Annotated in this window: 13 protein-coding genes; 5 read left to right on the top strand and 8 right to left on the bottom strand. The window is 60.2% G+C overall.

The genetic code is table 11. The annotated features are described in order from the left end of the window. Window positions 1–27: 27 nt before the first annotated feature. The gene (locus tag VWZ85_RS09865; protein WP_340545256.1) at window positions 28–207 is read right to left on the bottom strand and encodes a hypothetical protein; all 180 of its coding nucleotides are present in this window, start codon (window positions 205–207) and stop codon (window positions 28–30) included. Between the two features lie 40 nt (window positions 208–247). On the opposite strand from VWZ85_RS09865, the gene prpE reads away from it, so the two are divergent. Beyond that, the gene (gene prpE, locus VWZ85_RS09860) at window positions 248–2,137 is read left to right on the top strand and encodes a propionate-CoA ligase PrpE (RefSeq protein WP_416588091.1); all 1,890 of its coding nucleotides are present in this window, start codon (window positions 248–250) and stop codon (window positions 2,135–2,137) included. Between the two features lie 128 nt (window positions 2,138–2,265). After that, a complete protein-coding gene (locus VWZ85_RS09855) occupies window positions 2,266–3,693 on the top strand; it encodes an amidase family protein (RefSeq protein ID WP_416588089.1) in 1,428 nt (475 codons plus the stop codon). A gap of 452 nt (window positions 3,694–4,145) precedes the next feature. Here VWZ85_RS09855 and VWZ85_RS09850 read toward each other — a convergent pair whose 3' ends face one another. After that, window positions 4,146–4,907: an NAD kinase gene (locus VWZ85_RS09850; protein WP_340545253.1), complete on the bottom strand. Its 762-nt coding sequence runs from the start codon at window positions 4,905–4,907 to the stop codon at window positions 4,146–4,148. 169 nt (window positions 4,908–5,076) lie between these two features. Between VWZ85_RS09850 and glyA the strand changes: the two genes are divergently transcribed. Beyond that, window positions 5,077–6,375 carry a serine hydroxymethyltransferase gene (glyA, locus tag VWZ85_RS09845; protein ID WP_340545252.1) on the top strand — a complete coding sequence of 433 codons (1,299 nt, stop codon included), beginning with the start codon at window positions 5,077–5,079 and terminating at the stop codon, window positions 6,373–6,375. 81 nt (window positions 6,376–6,456) lie between these two features. On the opposite strand, the gene VWZ85_RS09840 is transcribed toward glyA, so the two are convergent. The 4 genes from VWZ85_RS09840 to VWZ85_RS09825 all read right to left on the bottom strand — a co-directional run bounded on the left by VWZ85_RS09840 (window position 6,457) and on the right by VWZ85_RS09825 (window position 8,606). After that, window positions 6,457–6,741: a hypothetical protein gene (locus VWZ85_RS09840; protein ID WP_260101729.1), complete on the bottom strand. Its 285-nt coding sequence runs from the start codon at window positions 6,739–6,741 to the stop codon at window positions 6,457–6,459. A 76-nt stretch (window positions 6,742–6,817) separates the two neighbouring features. Further along, window positions 6,818–7,495 (bottom strand): PspA/IM30 family protein, encoded by a 678-nt coding sequence (locus VWZ85_RS09835; RefSeq protein ID WP_416588086.1) that lies wholly within the window; start codon window positions 7,493–7,495, stop codon window positions 6,818–6,820. 91 nt (window positions 7,496–7,586) lie between these two features. After that, window positions 7,587–8,174, bottom strand: coding sequence for a TetR/AcrR family transcriptional regulator (locus tag VWZ85_RS09830; protein WP_416537362.1), 588 nt, complete (start codon window positions 8,172–8,174; stop codon window positions 7,587–7,589). Window positions 8,175–8,240: 66 nt separating this feature from the next. Further along, window positions 8,241–8,606 carry a hypothetical protein gene (locus tag VWZ85_RS09825; protein WP_416588083.1) on the bottom strand — a complete coding sequence of 122 codons (366 nt, stop codon included), beginning with the start codon at window positions 8,604–8,606 and terminating at the stop codon, window positions 8,241–8,243. Between the two features lie 144 nt (window positions 8,607–8,750). Here VWZ85_RS09825 and VWZ85_RS09820 point away from each other — a divergent pair, with 144 nt between their 5' ends. Then, the gene (locus tag VWZ85_RS09820; protein ID WP_416537361.1) at window positions 8,751–9,509 is read left to right on the top strand and encodes an alpha/beta fold hydrolase; all 759 of its coding nucleotides are present in this window, start codon (window positions 8,751–8,753) and stop codon (window positions 9,507–9,509) included. 30 nt (window positions 9,510–9,539) lie between these two features. Here VWZ85_RS09820 and VWZ85_RS09815 read toward each other — a convergent pair whose 3' ends face one another. Both VWZ85_RS09815 and VWZ85_RS09810 read right to left on the bottom strand, forming a co-directional pair. Beyond that, complete coding sequence (locus VWZ85_RS09815) at window positions 9,540–9,722, bottom strand: hypothetical protein (RefSeq protein ID WP_416544780.1); 183 nt, start codon at window positions 9,720–9,722, stop codon at window positions 9,540–9,542. 338 nt (window positions 9,723–10,060) lie between these two features. Next, window positions 10,061–11,428: a methyl-accepting chemotaxis protein gene (locus tag VWZ85_RS09810; protein WP_416544766.1), complete on the bottom strand. Its 1,368-nt coding sequence runs from the start codon at window positions 11,426–11,428 to the stop codon at window positions 10,061–10,063. Between the two features lie 453 nt (window positions 11,429–11,881). Here VWZ85_RS09810 and VWZ85_RS09805 point away from each other — a divergent pair, with 453 nt between their 5' ends. Next, entirely contained in the window at window positions 11,882–14,410 is a 2,529-nt protein-coding gene (locus VWZ85_RS09805; RefSeq protein ID WP_416588081.1) for an ATP-binding protein, read from the top strand. Window positions 14,411–14,488: the final 78 nt, after the last annotated feature.

Below are 14,488 nucleotides of genomic sequence, written 5' to 3'. Positions count from 1 at the left end.
GAATCAGAGTGCCTGCTCCACCCTCCCTCAGACGACCGGCTTCTGAGGCTTGCGCAGAGACTTTGCAAACTGCGCTTCATCTTGCTGTAAATTCCGCGAACGCACCCTGTTTGCAAAACTTTGCAACGCCACACCGGCAAAAAATGCAAATTTCTTGCGCCAATCTGACGCGACGTCGCCCAGCACGCTTGCCCGGTGGCGATCCATGCGCCTAACTCACCTCCAAGGATGAGTGAGGAGGAACCGCATGTCGTATTCAGAGGTCTATGAGGGCTGGAGGTCCAATCCGGAACAATTCTGGATGGAAGCCGCAGCGTCGATCAGCTGGGATCGCGCGCCGAGCAAGGCCCTGACCGACAAGGGCGATGGGCTCTACGAATGGTTTGCCGATGCAAAGGTGAACACCTGCTACAACGCTGTCGACCGTCATGTCGAAGCAGGCCGGGGAGAGCAGACGGCGATCATCTACGACAGCCCCATCACCCAGACGAAGCGCGAAATCTCCTATGTTGAGCTGCGCAACCGTGTCGCCACCCTGGCCGGGGCGCTGCGGGCCAAGGGCGTGGAGAAAGGCGACCGCGTCATCATCTACATGCCGATGATCCCCGAGGCGCTGGAGGCGATGCTGGCCTGCGCCCGCATTGGCGCGGTGCATTCAGTGGTGTTCGGCGGCTTTGCCGCCAACGAACTGGCGGTGCGGATCGATGATGCCAAGCCCAAGGCGATCATCGCCGCCTCCTGCGGGTTGGAGCCGGGGCGGACGGTCCATTACAAACCACTTCTGGACGGCGCCATCGACCTGGCCACCCACAAACCCGACTTCTGCGTTATTTTCCAGCGCGAGCAGGAAGTGGCCGAGCTGATCGAAGGCCGCGACGTGAACTGGCACGGTTTCCAATACGGTGTGGAACCTGCCGAATGTGTGCCGGTTGAGGGCAACCACCCCTCCTATATCCTTTATACCTCCGGCACCACCGGCCAGCCCAAGGGTGTGATCCGCCACACCGCAGGCCAGCTGGTGGCGCTGAACTGGACCATGAAGAACATTTACAACGTCGATCCCGGCGATGTGTTCTGGGCCGCCTCGGATGTGGGCTGGGTCGTGGGCCACAGCTATATCTGCTACGGGCCGCTTATTCACGGCAACACCACAATCGTGTTCGAGGGCAAGCCCGTCGGCACGCCCGATGCGGGCACCTTCTGGCGGGTGATTTCCGAGCATAAGGTCAAGAGCTTCTTCACCGCGCCGACTGCTTTCAGGGCAGTGAAACGCGAGGACCCGAAAGGCGAATACGTCAAGAAATACGACCTCGGCTGCCTCAAACAGGTCTACCTGGCCGGCGAGCGTGCGGACCCCGACACCATCACCTGGGCGCAGGAGCAGCTGAAGGTGCCGGTGATCGACCACTGGTGGCAGACAGAGACCGGCTGGTCGATTGCCGCGAACCCGCTGGGAATCGAGGAACTGCCGGTCAAGCTCGGCTCCCCAGCCGTGCCTATGCCGGGCTATGAAGTCGATATTCTGGACGAAGGCGGCAACCCGGTGGCGCCGGGCGAGCTGGGCGCGATTGCGGTGAAGCTTCCGCTGCCGCCGGGCACGCTGCCGACTCTCTGGAATGCTGAGGACCGCTTCAAGAAAAGCTACCTCACCACCTTTCCCGGCTACTATGAGACCGGCGATGCCGGCATGAAGGACGAGGACGGCTACCTCTACATCATGGCGCGCACGGATGACGTGATCAACGTGGCGGGCCACCGCCTGTCCACCGGCGGCATGGAGGAAGTGCTGGCAGGCCACCCGGATGTCGCTGAATGCGCCGTAATTGGCGTCGCCGACAGCCTCAAGGGGCAGATGCCATTGGGTTTCCTCTGCCTCAATGCTGGCTGCAACACGCCCCATGAGGAGGTAGTAGCGCAGGTGGTGAAACTGGTGCGCGAGAAGATCGGCCCGGTGGCGGCGTTCAAACTGGCCTGCGTCGTGGACCGCCTGCCCAAGACCCGCTCCGGCAAGATCCTGCGCGGCACGATGGTGAACATCGCCGACGGCACGCCGTGGAAGATGCCCGCGACCATCGATGACCCGGTCATTCTGGACGAGATCACCACAGCGCTGCAAACTCTCGGATACGCGAAGTAAGACGCGCGCAGGCTTCTGACAAACGCAGGATTCGCCACCCGGCGGAGCCTGTCTTTGTATGATGTGCCGCGCAGTTTTCCTTGCAACTCGGTCGTGCCCGCCTACCCTGCCGGGAAGGAGGCATGTATATGACACACATCGACATCTGGCGCCTGAGCGCAACGGAACTGGTACAGCACACCCAAGCGGGAGATCTGACCGCCGAAGCCGCCGTTGCCGCCTCCATCAACCGCATGGCAGCGGTCAATCCCGATCTGAATGCCGTTGTCGAGGATCTGAGCAGTGACGCCTTGGAGCGGGCCAGAGCGCTGGACAAGGCGCGCAATGCGGGTGCCACGCCCGGTCCACTGCACGGTGTGCCGGTCACCATCAAGATCAACGTCGATCAGAAGGGCCACGCCACCTCCAACGGTGTGACCGCGCTGAAGGACCTGATCGCGCCGGATGATGCGCCGGTGGTGAAGAACCTCCAGGATGCAGGGGCCGTCGTGATTGGTCGCACCAACACCCCTGAGTTCTCCTTTCGCGCCGACACTGACAACCCGCTCTTTGGGCGCACGCATAATCCCTGGGGGCGCCATATCTCGCCTGGCGGCTCCTCCGGCGGGGCCGGTGCGGCGGTGATGGCCGGGATCGGCGCGCTGGCCCATGGCAATGACATCGGCGGCTCCTTACGTTTTCCCGCCGCTGCCAATGGCGCGGTAACCGTCAAACCCGGCCTGGGCCGCGTGCCTGCCTGGAACCCCAGCCAAAGCGCAGAGCGTGGAATACTGGCGCAGAATATGTCCGTACAGGGGCTGATCACCCGCACGGCACGGGATCTGCATCTGTCGATGCCCAGCCTTATTGCGCCCGATTCTCGCGATCCCTTCCACGTGCCGATGCCCTGGCACGGTCAGGCCACCGAAGGCCCAATCCGCGTCGCCTTTTCCAAGGAGACCTACGGCTACGAACTCCACCCGCAGGTGGAGGCCGCCTTGGATGACGCGCGCGCAGCCCTGCTGGATGCAGGCTATATCGTCGAGGAAACCCTGCTCCCCGATGTCTTCGATGCCGGGCGCACAGGGTACCGCGCGTTGATGGGCGAGGTCTATGCCCTGATGAAAGACGATGTTGACGCAGCCGGGTCGCAAACGGTGCGGGATATCTTTGCAGTCTATTTTGAGGAATTCCCGCCCTTTGCCGGCGTCGAGCTGTTGCAGATGATGGCCAAACGCACGCAATACGCGCGTGACTGGTCGCTCTTCATGCAGCGTTACCCATTGGTATTGACCCCGTTCCTGCCGCAGCCATTTTTCAAACCCGACCGCGACACCGAAGGGGCGGCAGGCGTGCATGAGGTGCTGGGCTGTGCTGTCTATTCCTATGCGATGAACTTCCTCGGCCTGCCTGCGGCCTCGGTTCCCAGCCGCCTTGCCAAATTGCCCTCAGGATCGCAGCCGATCAATGTGCAGATCGCAGCATCGCGCTGGCGCGAGGACATGGCAGTGGACGCCTGTATCGCCATTGAGGATCGGATCGGGCGCATGTGTGACAGACTGTGGGAGCAGCTCTAACCCGGCTGGCAGATGGTCGGATACATACTATGGGTGCGCGAAAAGAACCGCGGGAAACCAACCGCTCGCGGATAAGGAAACCCGGCACGCTCGCGGATAAGGAAACCCGGGACTCGGCTCACACCGACCCCCGGATTTTCCGATACCACCGGATACTCGTTCACAAACATCTCACGAAGGTTGCGGGACCATCGCCCCGGCGTTTCCCGCCTTCGCGGATCCAAACGCGTACGGATCAATACCCGCACAGTCCGGCTGAAGCAAAATCTTAGCTGCTTAAAATATAGGGGCCGATGGCCATCCCGGTAGATCCTGCGCCTCTCTTCTTGAGAGCGCTATGCCCTTTGGCTGTCACCGCTGGCATCGGCCTTGTCTAGAGTTCGATTATCGCACAAAAACGCGATCCTTGCGATCACAAACACGTGATCCACCCCGGGCAATGGCCATCTACCTTAGGTGAATTGCTCCGAAATCAACCGTTCCTCCAGCCCATGGCCGGGGTCGAACAGGATCTTGTGGCGGATTCTGGTCTGGGTTGCGATCTCAACCTGCACAACATTGGCAAAAGAAACGGAATCCGCGGCCGCAATCACGGGCCGTTTCTCAGGTTCCAGCACATCAAACCGCACTGTTGCATTGCTGGGCAGCAAGGCACCGCGCCAGCGGCGCGGACGAAAGGCGGCGATTGCGGTCAATGCCAGCACATCCGAACCGATGGGCAAAATGGGACCATGCGCCGAATAATTATAGGCCGTCGACCCCGCTGGCGTTGATACAAGCGCCCCGTCACAGACCAGTTCCGCCATGCGCTGACGATCATCAACAGAGATCTTCAGCTTGGCTGCCTGCGGACCGGCCCGCAGCAATGAAACCTCATTGATAGCCAGAGCCCGATGCGTCTGCCCTTCTGCATCCAGTGCGACCATGGACAGCGGGTTAATAATCTCTTCCTCGGCTGCCATCAGCCGCGCGATCAGGTCAACGACGCCATATTCATTCATCAAAAAGCCGATGGTGCCCCGGTTCATGCCATAGACCGGCGCCGACAGATCAATCGTATCGTGCAGCGTGTCGAGCATGAAGCCATCGCCGCCAAGCGCAACGATCACATCCGCCTCTTCCTTGGGCACGTTTCCGTAGCGTGCGACCATCTCGGCTTGAGCTGACTGCGCCACCGGAGCCCGGCTGGCCAGAAAGGCGATTCTCATTGTCATCAAATCTGTTTCCGGTGTTACGCAATTCGTTCCGAAACAATCACAGCTTTCCCAAGATTGCCAGTCTTGCCGCTCTCAGCGGGGATTTCGTCGCATTCCGGGCTTTCGGGGCCTAGGTGTTTCCGATAGGAAATCTCTCGAATACTACGCCAACTGATGGAGTGTCATCATGACCGAGACCACCTCCCGCGACCCCGGTTTTTTTACCCAATCCCTCGCAGAGCGCGACCCGGAGCTGTTCGGCTCGATCACGGATGAGCTCGGCCGTCAGCGCGACGAGATTGAGTTGATTGCATCGGAGAACATCGTTTCCGCCGCCGTGATGGAGGCTCAGGGCTCCGTTCTGACCAACAAATACGCCGAAGGCTACCCGGGGCGTCGCTACTATGGTGGCTGCCAATATGTTGATGTTGCAGAAAATCTTGCCATCGACCGCGCAAAACAGCTGTTCAACTGCGAATTTGCAAACGTTCAGCCCAACTCCGGTTCGCAGGCCAACCAGGGTGTGTTCCAGGCGTTGATCCAGCCCGGCGACACCATCCTGGGGATGGACCTCGCCTCTGGTGGCCACCTCACTCACGGTGCGCGTCCCAACCAGTCTGGCAAATGGTTCAACGCCATCCACTACGGTGTGCGTGAAGACAACAACCTGATCGACTATGATCAGGTCGAAGCGCTGGCGCTGGAGCATCAGCCCAAGCTGATCATCGCCGGTGGTTCCGCCATTCCGCGGGTCATCGACTTTGCCCGCTTCCGCGAGATCGCGGACAAGGTTGGCGCCTATCTGCACGTCGACATGGCGCATTTCGCCGGTCTGGTTGCGGCGGGTGAACACCCCTCGCCCTTCCCCCATGCCCATGTTGCGACCACCACCACGCATAAGACCCTGCGCGGTCCGCGCGGCGGCATGATCCTGACCAATGATGCCGATATCGCCAAGAAAGTGAACTCCGCGATCTTCCCCGGTATCCAGGGTGGCCCGCTGATGCATGTGATCGCCGCCAAGGCCGTCGCATTCGGTGAAGCACTGCGCCCCGAGTTCAAAGACTACCAGAAGCAGGTGCGGGCCAATGCCGTCGCGCTGGCCGATCAGCTGATCAAGGGCGGTCTGGACATCGTCACTGGCGGCACCGACACCCATGTGATGCTGGTCGACCTGCGCCCGAAAGGCGTGACCGGCAATATCGTGGACAAGGCTCTGGGCCGCGCCCATATCACCACCAACAAGAACGGCATTCCGTTTGACCCGGAGAAGCCGACCGTGACCTCCGGTATCCGTCTCGGTACCCCGGCAGGCACCACCCGTGGTTTTGGTGAAGCCGAATTCCGCGAGATTGCGGATCTGATCATCGAGGTGGTCGACGGCCTGGCAGCCAATGGTGAAGATGGCAACGCCGCTGTTGAGGCATCGGTACGCGAGAAAGTGGCCGCCCTCTGCGCCCGCTTCCCGCTCTACCCGAACCACTGATCCGTTCGCTGAAACAAACAACAACCGCCGCGAGCCCATGGCGCGCGGCGGTTTTCTATTCATGATCTCTGCCCACTGGGATCAGAGCGATTTGGTCTCTGCCAGAGCCTCCTCCAGCATCTTCTCATTGCGCGCCTCTTCGATACGGCGGATGCGATCCTCACTCGACCGGATATCAAAACGGTATTTCACAACATTGATCAGGCTCAGCGTCAGAAGCATGATGCCCATGCCCCAGAACCCTTTGGTCGCAAGCGGCACATCGGTCGACAGCCAGAGCGAAATGCCCAGCATCCCGTAAGCCACGGCCACACCGGCCACGTTGAGAGTGATGATCAGGTTGTTGTCATTGCGTGTGTTTGTCATTGGATTTCTCCCGGTTGGTCATAGGTGGTGTTAAGGTCAATCAGATATCGGGCGCATCGGCCCTATACGTGTTGTGTCAGGCTTTTGCGTGCAGCCGTGCCAGCACATCGGCAGCAGTACTGCGGGTCGGCTTCCCAAACCCTGCATCAGCCAGATCGTCGGCCACCGAGCCATGGCTCAGCCCGGTTTCGATGTCTTTGAGGATCGCACTCTGCTCAAAGGGGTCTTCGGCAGACATCACCCGATTGATCAGGGCTTCGGCCTCTCCCAGCGTGTCACCGGAACCGGCGCTGCGGGCCATGCCGCCATGCGCATGTTGCGCCTTGCGGGTGGCGCGGGCCGCGATGGCGCCCTGTTTCAGATCCATGAGGCGACGATGGCTGGCCTCGACCGACTGGCGCAATTGCAGGCTGCGCTGCTCCAGCATATCGACGGTACGGCGGCGCATGGCCTGTTCATTCTCCAGCTCGGCAATCGCGGCGGCAGCTGTCTGGGCCAGATCCTCCCGCCCCTCTGTCAGCGCTGCCTGCGCCCGCTCCAACAGATCCGCAATCCGCAGCGTCACCGCATCCAGCTGCCGGGTTTCCATACGGGACTTCTGGATCAACCCGGCCAGAACCTGCTTCGCACGGGTCAGATCTGCTTCGCTGGTGCGGATCTTCTGGTCGATCAGGTCAATCGCATAGGTGTCGCTCAACCGTTCCTCGGCACGGGCATCAATGCCTCGGATCAGGGTCTTAATCGTTGCAAACATCACATCCTCCAAATCTGAACATCGTTCATAAATCTGGTATAGAAAAATCCTGAACGTTGTTCAAGGATTATTTTGAACAACGTTCAGGAAATCATGCAAGTCGCGATAATACCTCGGAAATCATCCGCTCGATCTTGGCGATCGGAACCCCGGAGATCCGGTTCTCCAGCCCCAGAAGCACGATTCCATGCACCGCCGAGAACAGCGCCCGCACCATGAGCGCCAGATCCTCAGGCGCCTTATCAGGAAAAATCTCGGCAACAGGCGCGGCAATATTGGCAAATAGTTTCTCCAGCGCCGCCCTGTACCAGTCGGGCACCTCGGCCTCCTCCGCCCGAACATCGAACAAGGCCCGCCAGAGCCGCGTGTTTTCAGCCGCAAACCCCAGATAGGCGTGGCTCATCAGGATCAGCCGGTCCGTTGGCGCCTGCGTCTGCGCGCCAACCAGCGATCGCTGCACCGCCTGCCCCAGCGCCTGAAAAGTCCGCCCGTTTACAGCCATCACGATGGCATTCATGTCGTCGAAAGCGTTGTAGATGGCCCCAACTGCACAGCCTGCATCGGTCGCCAGATCACGTGCCCGCAGCGCCCCTGCCCCGTCGCGGCGAATGCGGATCTCAGCCGCCGCCACCAGCTTTTCGCGCAACTCTTGCTTGCGGATTTCGGCCTTGCTCGCCATCTGCTCTGCCCCTCAATCTTGAACCACGTTCAAGTTATCGCCTCAGACAGGCAAACAAAAGAGCAATCAGATAAAACCTCGCCAGCGCAGCACCACCACCAGCAGCACCGCAACAACGATCAGTGAAAATGCCATCGTCGCAACGATGTCCAGTATCCGCCCCCGTCGCCGATCGGCCAGATCAATGGATTTCAGATGTTTGCTCACCTCGCGCGCCGCGCGTTGCAGCGGTTCGTGATCCACCGTCAGCGCCAGTTTCGGATGCGCCAGAAGATGCTGTGCCTCTGCCAGTCGCAGCCCCTGCTGGTAAATCCGTCGGGGCAGCCGTCGCCGCGCCCGGCTCAACGCCGCAGAGAGATCCCCGCCCGCCTGTTCACGGTCCTTCAGCAGATCCTGAACCTGCTCGATCTCTTTCAGAAGTGTCTCTGCCATAGGCTGCCCGAAGTATGAGGAGTTTCGCGCACTTTAGCCGGGCCAGGCCCGACGCTCAATGGCTGGGCAGCTCTGGTCAGGATTGGGGCAATCCCCCGCGCAAAGGGACTGGCGACCGCCGTGATCGGGCGCTATCACGGGGACATGCTGAACACCATCCGCCATGGCGCCCCGACTGATAAACCCACCTTGATGATCGCGCATGGGCTCTATGGATCCGCCCGCAACTGGGGCGCGATTGCCAAGCGGCTCTGCGATGATCGCGAGGTCATCGCCGTCGATATGCGCAACCACGGCAACAGCCCCTGGACGGAGAGTCACAGCTATCTCGATCTGGCCAGCGACCTTGCCGAGGTCATCGAGCAGCACGGCGGTCCGGTCGATATGATCGGCCACTCCATGGGCGGCAAGGCGGCGATGACACTCGCGCTCAATCACCCTGACGCGCTGCGCCGTCTCCTGGTCGCCGACATCGCCCCGGTCGCCTATGGCCATAGTCAGATCCAGTTCATCCACGCCATGCGTCAGGTCGATCTGTCACGGGTTGAGCGGCGCTCCGATGCGGAGGCCCAGCTGGCAGAACTGGGGGTCGAAAAAGCTTTGCAGAGCTTCTTCACTCAGTCGCTTGACCTGCCCAACAAACGCTGGCGGCTGAACCTGGACACGCTGGAACGTGATATGCCCAAGATCATGGGTTTTCCCGAAACCGAGGCGCAATGGGACGGCACCACGCTGTTTCTCTCCGGCGCTGCATCCGACTATGTCCTCGCCGAGCACCGCCCTCTGATCAAAGCCCGCTTCAGCCAGTCGCATTTCGCCAAGCTTCCGGACTGCGGCCATTGGCTTCATGCAGAAAACCCGCGCGCATTTGTTGCCACAGCCCGCGGGTTCTTTGACGCCTGACCGGGGATACCGCGCCAGACCGACCAGGAATCATCCCTGATACAGACGACGCGCCACGAGATAGGACACCGGCAGGCCAGCAACAGCACCGATGGCCGCCGCCATAAGGATGGCAACCACCGAAACGTGACCGGCGACCAGCACCGCGATCACACCAGCGCCGGCAAGGCTGCTGCCGATCAGGGAATAGAGAATGGACGCTAGGCGGATCATGTCGGTCACTCCGGTCATGGTTGGCAGATGTCATTTAGAACTGCCCTCTTAGACCATCGCGACCGCTCGATCGTCTTTGATCCTGATCAGGTTCTCCATGACGGTTTGGCCGATCGGGAAATCTGTGTTTCGATGCAGGCCGAAACGATGATCAGGCCGGACGCGCCTGATCAGGAACTTGCGTACATCCAAAACGGACAACCGCCGCACCTGCTCTCGCGGTACGACGGTGGCCTGCCGGGGGCCATTGGTACAGACGTGCCCCCAGATATCATCGCTTGTGACGCAGCAGTGGTCGGACCAGCTCAACCCCAGGTCTGCCGCATTTATGTCAGGCCCTAGCCGGTAGCCCGCGCACCATAGCCGCCAGCGCCACCATTTGCGAAGGACACGATGTTCTGCCCGCCCGAACCGGTCTTGAAGATGGAGATCTGGCGGGTCAGCTCATTGGCGTCGTTGGACAGGGTCTGGCTGGCAGCCGTCGCCTCCTCAACCATCGCCGCATTGTGCTGGGTCACCTGATCCAGCTGGCTGACGCCCGTGTTGATTTCCACCAGCGTGACCGATTGCTCGGCGGCGCCGGTTGCGATCTGGCTGACATGGCCGGAAATCGTGCTGACGCTGCCGATGATCTTTTGCAGCTCTTCCCCCGCCCGGCTCACCAGTTTCACGCCATTGCCAACATATTGCGAGCTTTCGGTGATCAATTGCTTGATCTCGCCCGCCGCATCAGAGGACCGCTGCGCCAGCGCCCGCACTTCGGAGGCCACAACGGCAAACCCGCGCCCTGCCTCGCCTGCTCTCGCGGCTTCAACACCGGCGTTCAGTGCAAGCAGGTTGGTCTGGAACGCAATGTCGTCAATGACCGAGATGATCTGGGAGATCTTGCCGGATGATTCCTCGATCTGCGACATGGCCGTGACCGCACTATTCACCACCTCACCGCTTTCTTCGGCGGTGACGCGGGCGTTGCTTACAATTTCCTCGACCTCGCGGGCGCCATCAGCGGCCGAGCGCACGGTCGAGGTCAGCTCCTCAATCGCCGCTGCCGTTTCTTCCAGGGTTGCGGCCTGGGTTTCGGTGCGATGCGACAATTCGCTGGAGGATTGGCTGATCTCAGAGGCGGTACTGCCGACGGCCTCGGCCACAGCTTTCACCGTTTCAACCGCGCCCATCAAGGTGTCCTGCGCCTTGTTGAACGCATCGCAAAGCACTCGCATATCCGGCAGATCACTTGTTGGTACACGGTAGCTGAGGTCGCCGTCGCTCAGCGCTTCCAGCGCTCTGGAGATTTCCTCAACACAGTTCTGACGCGCAGTGATATCGGAGGCCAGCTTGATCACGCGGATCGTCTTGCCTTCGCTGTCCAGTACAGGGGCGTAGGTGGCCTGGATCCAGATCGTCTTGCCCGATTTGGCAACACGCGGAAACTGATCCGTAAACGCCTTGCCAGCCGCAAGATCCCGCCAGAACTCCGCATAGGCCTCGCTGCGGGCATAGTCCGGGTCCACGAACATCGAATGATGTTTGCCTTGGATTTCCTCAAGAGGGTAGCCAATCGCGCCAAGGAAGTTGGCATTGGCTTCGATGATGGTCCCATCAGGTTCAAACTGGATCATCGCCTGCGTCCGGTCGATCATGTCCATGACCGACTGCTGCATCGTCGACTCTGCCGACTTCTTCTTTGCGTCTCTCTTGAAAAACATCTTTACCCTCGGCCTAACATTGAAAGTTCACTAGAAATTCAATACCCAAGAGACATTGCTCAAACATTAACCCGAGGGAGCGATGCCAGCATGATCGAAAGCCGATGGCCAGCAAACCAGAATCATGATTTTTCGGAATAATATCAATTATTTAATATACGCCCTGCAACTGAAGGATACGGCCAGTTTTAACGCCATAAGGAACACTCTTGCCGCACCCTCAACCCAAGGTGGTGAGACTTCTGACGAACCGCCAGCCGGAAATGAACACAATTTGATATTAATCAAGGATACACTCCCAGAACGCCCCTATACAGAGCATCTTGCGCGCGACCTGAATTCACAAAAATCGCCTAAAGCGGAAAAGACCGAGTATTGTTAATACTGGCTGAACAGTTTTGCGACAGAAATGACCCTAGATTGCAGTAAACGATAACCACCGGTGTAGCCTTCATGAGTTTTCGGCCCAAAGCATGGATCCAGGCGCTGAACAATCGGACCTATCTTCCGACCCTGGTCGCCTTTGTGGTGATCGTGGCGGCCGGGCTGTCTGCCGAGTCCCAGAATGACACAATCTATGAACAGAAGCTGCGCGCGGATGTTCAATATGAGGCGGGGCTGATCCGCGCCCGGATCGAGGGAAACCTGTCAGCCGATATCCAGCTGGTGCGCGGGCTGCAGGCGGTCCTCTCGACCGAACCCGACATGACGCAGCGGCGCTTTGCCGAGCTGGCGTCACAACTGATTGCTGATGAAGCAAGTCTGCGCAACATCGCCGCGGCGCCGGATCTGGTGATCCGCCTGATGTATCCGATTGCGGGTAACGAGGCTGCAATTGGCTTGGACTACCGCAAGAACGAAGCCCAGCGTGCTGCGGCGCTCCGCGCACGCGACAGCGGCGACCTTGTCCTTGCCGGACCGGTCAACCTGCTGCAGGGCGGTCGCGGTATGATCGCCCGCTTTCCGATCTTCGCGGGCCCGCAAGCGACCAGATCATTCTGGGGCATTCTCTCGGCGGTGATTGATGTCGATGCCATCTATACCCAAGGGGGGCTCAACAACCCGGATCTTATGATCGACGTGGCGCTGGTCGGCAAAGACGGCAGGGGCGCCGAGGGCGAGCAGTTCTACGGTGACCCGAGCATACTGAAGGACAACCCGGTCCTGATGGACATTGTCCTGCCCGTAGGCACCTGGCAGCTGGCTGCCCGGCCCAAAGGTGGCTGGCCCGCCCATGCAGACAACCAGTGGCAACTGCGGTTCACCGTTCTGCTGGCTGGCGCCTTCATTCTGTTTCCAACCGCGCTCGCCGGTCGCCTGTCCGCAGCGCGGCGTTCGGTGATCCAGACACTCAAACGGCGCGAACGTGATCTGGAGGCGCTCTCGCGCCGTCTCGAAATGGCTGTTGAAACCTCGAAAATCGGCATCTGGGAAATAGACGAGACTTCTGACAACGCCCTCTGGGACCGCCGGATGCGTGAACTCTACGGGGACCCTGCCGAAGCCGGTGAAGTGCCTTTGTCGCTCTGGCGATCGTTTCTGCACGCCAAGGATCGCGATCGCGTTATTAGCGGCTTCCAGGAGGCGCTACGCAATGGCAACAACCACTCGGTCGATTTCTGCATCGAGCTGAAAGATGGCACTCATAAGAATATCCGGGCCATGGGCTGTTCGTTCCGTGATCGACGGGGGCGCAACCGGATGATCGGTGTCGAATGGGATGTCACCCGCGATGTTGAGTTGAACAACGAGTTGAAGCGCGCGAACCAGCAGCTGACCCATCGCAACGCCCAGCTCACCCAGGCCAAACAATCCGCCGAAAAGGCCGATCAGGCAAAAACCGAATTCCTCGCCAATATGAGCCACGAGATCCGCACGCCGATGAATGGGATCATCGGCATGTCCGACATCCTCGCTGAGAGCCCGCTGTCGGAGGAACAGGAGCAATGTGTCGAAACCATTCGGGATTCCTCAGTCGCGCTGTTGAAAATCATCAACGACATCCTGGATCTGTCCCGGCTCGAGGCCGGAAAGATGGAAATCAGCACGGTCGATTTCAACCTGCGCAAATGCGTCGACGGCGCCGTCGATGTGCTCAGGCCGAAGCTGCGCGAAAAGGGGCTATCCTTTACCCAGAGCTTTGCCCATGACCTGCCCGAACAGGTCCATGGCGATGACGGTCGGCTGCGCCAGATCCTGGTCAACCTGCTGAGCAATGCGGTGAAATTCACCCACGATGGCAGTGTCGCCCTGCACGTCAGTCGCGGTGCAAAGGATCCCTATCATCTTTTTATCGACGTGGTGGACACCGGCATTGGCATCTCAGAAGATCAGGCCAAACACGTATTTGAGCGGTTTTCGCAGGCCGATGCCGCCACCACACGCCACTATGGCGGAACCGGTCTGGGGCTGACCATCTCCAATATTCTCGCACAGCGCATGGGCGGCGGTATCAGCCTGCAATCCAGCGCCGGCAACGGCGCCTGCTTCCGCTTGGAAATCCGCCTTTCAGCTGCCCGCACGGCCCCCATCGCCCCGACCCAGATCAGCCGGGAAACCTCCCAGCCGCAGCTTGGTCCGGGGGTATTGCTGCTGGCTGATGACAACCGCACCAACCGCCTGCTGATCCTGAAATTCCTGGCCGACACGCCGCTGAAGGTGATCGAAGCCGAAAATGGACGCGAAGCGGTAGATATGTGCCGCGACCATCAACCCGCCATCATCCTGATGGATATGTCGATGCCCGAGGTCGATGGCCTGACTGCAACCCGCCAGATCCGCGCCAGCGACATGGCCCAGCCCGCGATCATCGCATTGACGGCCAATGCTTTTGACAGCGATCGCCGCGCCTGCCTGGATGCCGGGATGGACCGTTTTCTGCAAAAACCGATCCGCAAGCCGCTGCTGCTGGAAACCATCGCCGCCGTGCAAGCCGAACGCGCGGCACCGCAGGATCAGACCAAGGACGGCACCAACTCCTGACGCCAGCCTCGGCTTGCGCCCTCATCCAACCACTCCGCAACACCACGGCCGACGCCCTCCTGCGGCCTTGGGGTTGAT

Source organism: Phaeobacter sp. JH20_29, from assembly GCF_048056175.1.
In the GTDB taxonomy this organism is placed as follows: Bacteria; Pseudomonadota; Alphaproteobacteria; order Rhodobacterales; family Rhodobacteraceae; genus Phaeobacter; species Phaeobacter bryozoorum.
Note: the sequence above shows the minus strand (reverse complement) of the source record. Positions and strands in the feature narration are given on the sequence as shown.

Excerpts from the sequence above, each read along its gene's own strand:
- VWZ85_RS09865 (WP_340545256.1), bottom strand. The coding sequence starts at position 207 with ATGGATCGCCACCGGGCAAGCGTGCTGGGCGACGTCGCGTCAGATTGG.
- prpE (WP_416588091.1), top strand. The coding sequence starts at position 248 with ATGTCGTATTCAGAGGTCTATGAGGGCTGGAGGTCCAATCCGGAACAA.
- VWZ85_RS09855 (WP_416588089.1), top strand. The coding sequence starts at position 2,266 with ATGACACACATCGACATCTGGCGCCTGAGCGCAACGGAACTGGTACAG.
- VWZ85_RS09850 (WP_340545253.1), bottom strand. The coding sequence starts at position 4,907 with ATGACAATGAGAATCGCCTTTCTGGCCAGCCGGGCTCCGGTGGCGCAG.
- glyA (WP_340545252.1), top strand. The coding sequence starts at position 5,077 with ATGACCGAGACCACCTCCCGCGACCCCGGTTTTTTTACCCAATCCCTC.
- VWZ85_RS09840 (WP_260101729.1), bottom strand. The coding sequence starts at position 6,741 with ATGACAAACACACGCAATGACAACAACCTGATCATCACTCTCAACGTG.
- VWZ85_RS09835 (WP_416588086.1), bottom strand. The coding sequence starts at position 7,495 with ATGTTTGCAACGATTAAGACCCTGATCCGAGGCATTGATGCCCGTGCC.
- VWZ85_RS09830 (WP_416537362.1), bottom strand. The coding sequence starts at position 8,174 with ATGGCGAGCAAGGCCGAAATCCGCAAGCAAGAGTTGCGCGAAAAGCTG.
- VWZ85_RS09825 (WP_416588083.1), bottom strand. The coding sequence starts at position 8,606 with ATGGCAGAGACACTTCTGAAAGAGATCGAGCAGGTTCAGGATCTGCTG.
- VWZ85_RS09820 (WP_416537361.1), top strand. The coding sequence starts at position 8,751 with ATGCTGAACACCATCCGCCATGGCGCCCCGACTGATAAACCCACCTTG.
- VWZ85_RS09815 (WP_416544780.1), bottom strand. The coding sequence starts at position 9,722 with ATGATCCGCCTAGCGTCCATTCTCTATTCCCTGATCGGCAGCAGCCTT.
- VWZ85_RS09810 (WP_416544766.1), bottom strand. The coding sequence starts at position 11,428 with ATGTTTTTCAAGAGAGACGCAAAGAAGAAGTCGGCAGAGTCGACGATG.
- VWZ85_RS09805 (WP_416588081.1), top strand. The coding sequence starts at position 11,882 with ATGAGTTTTCGGCCCAAAGCATGGATCCAGGCGCTGAACAATCGGACC.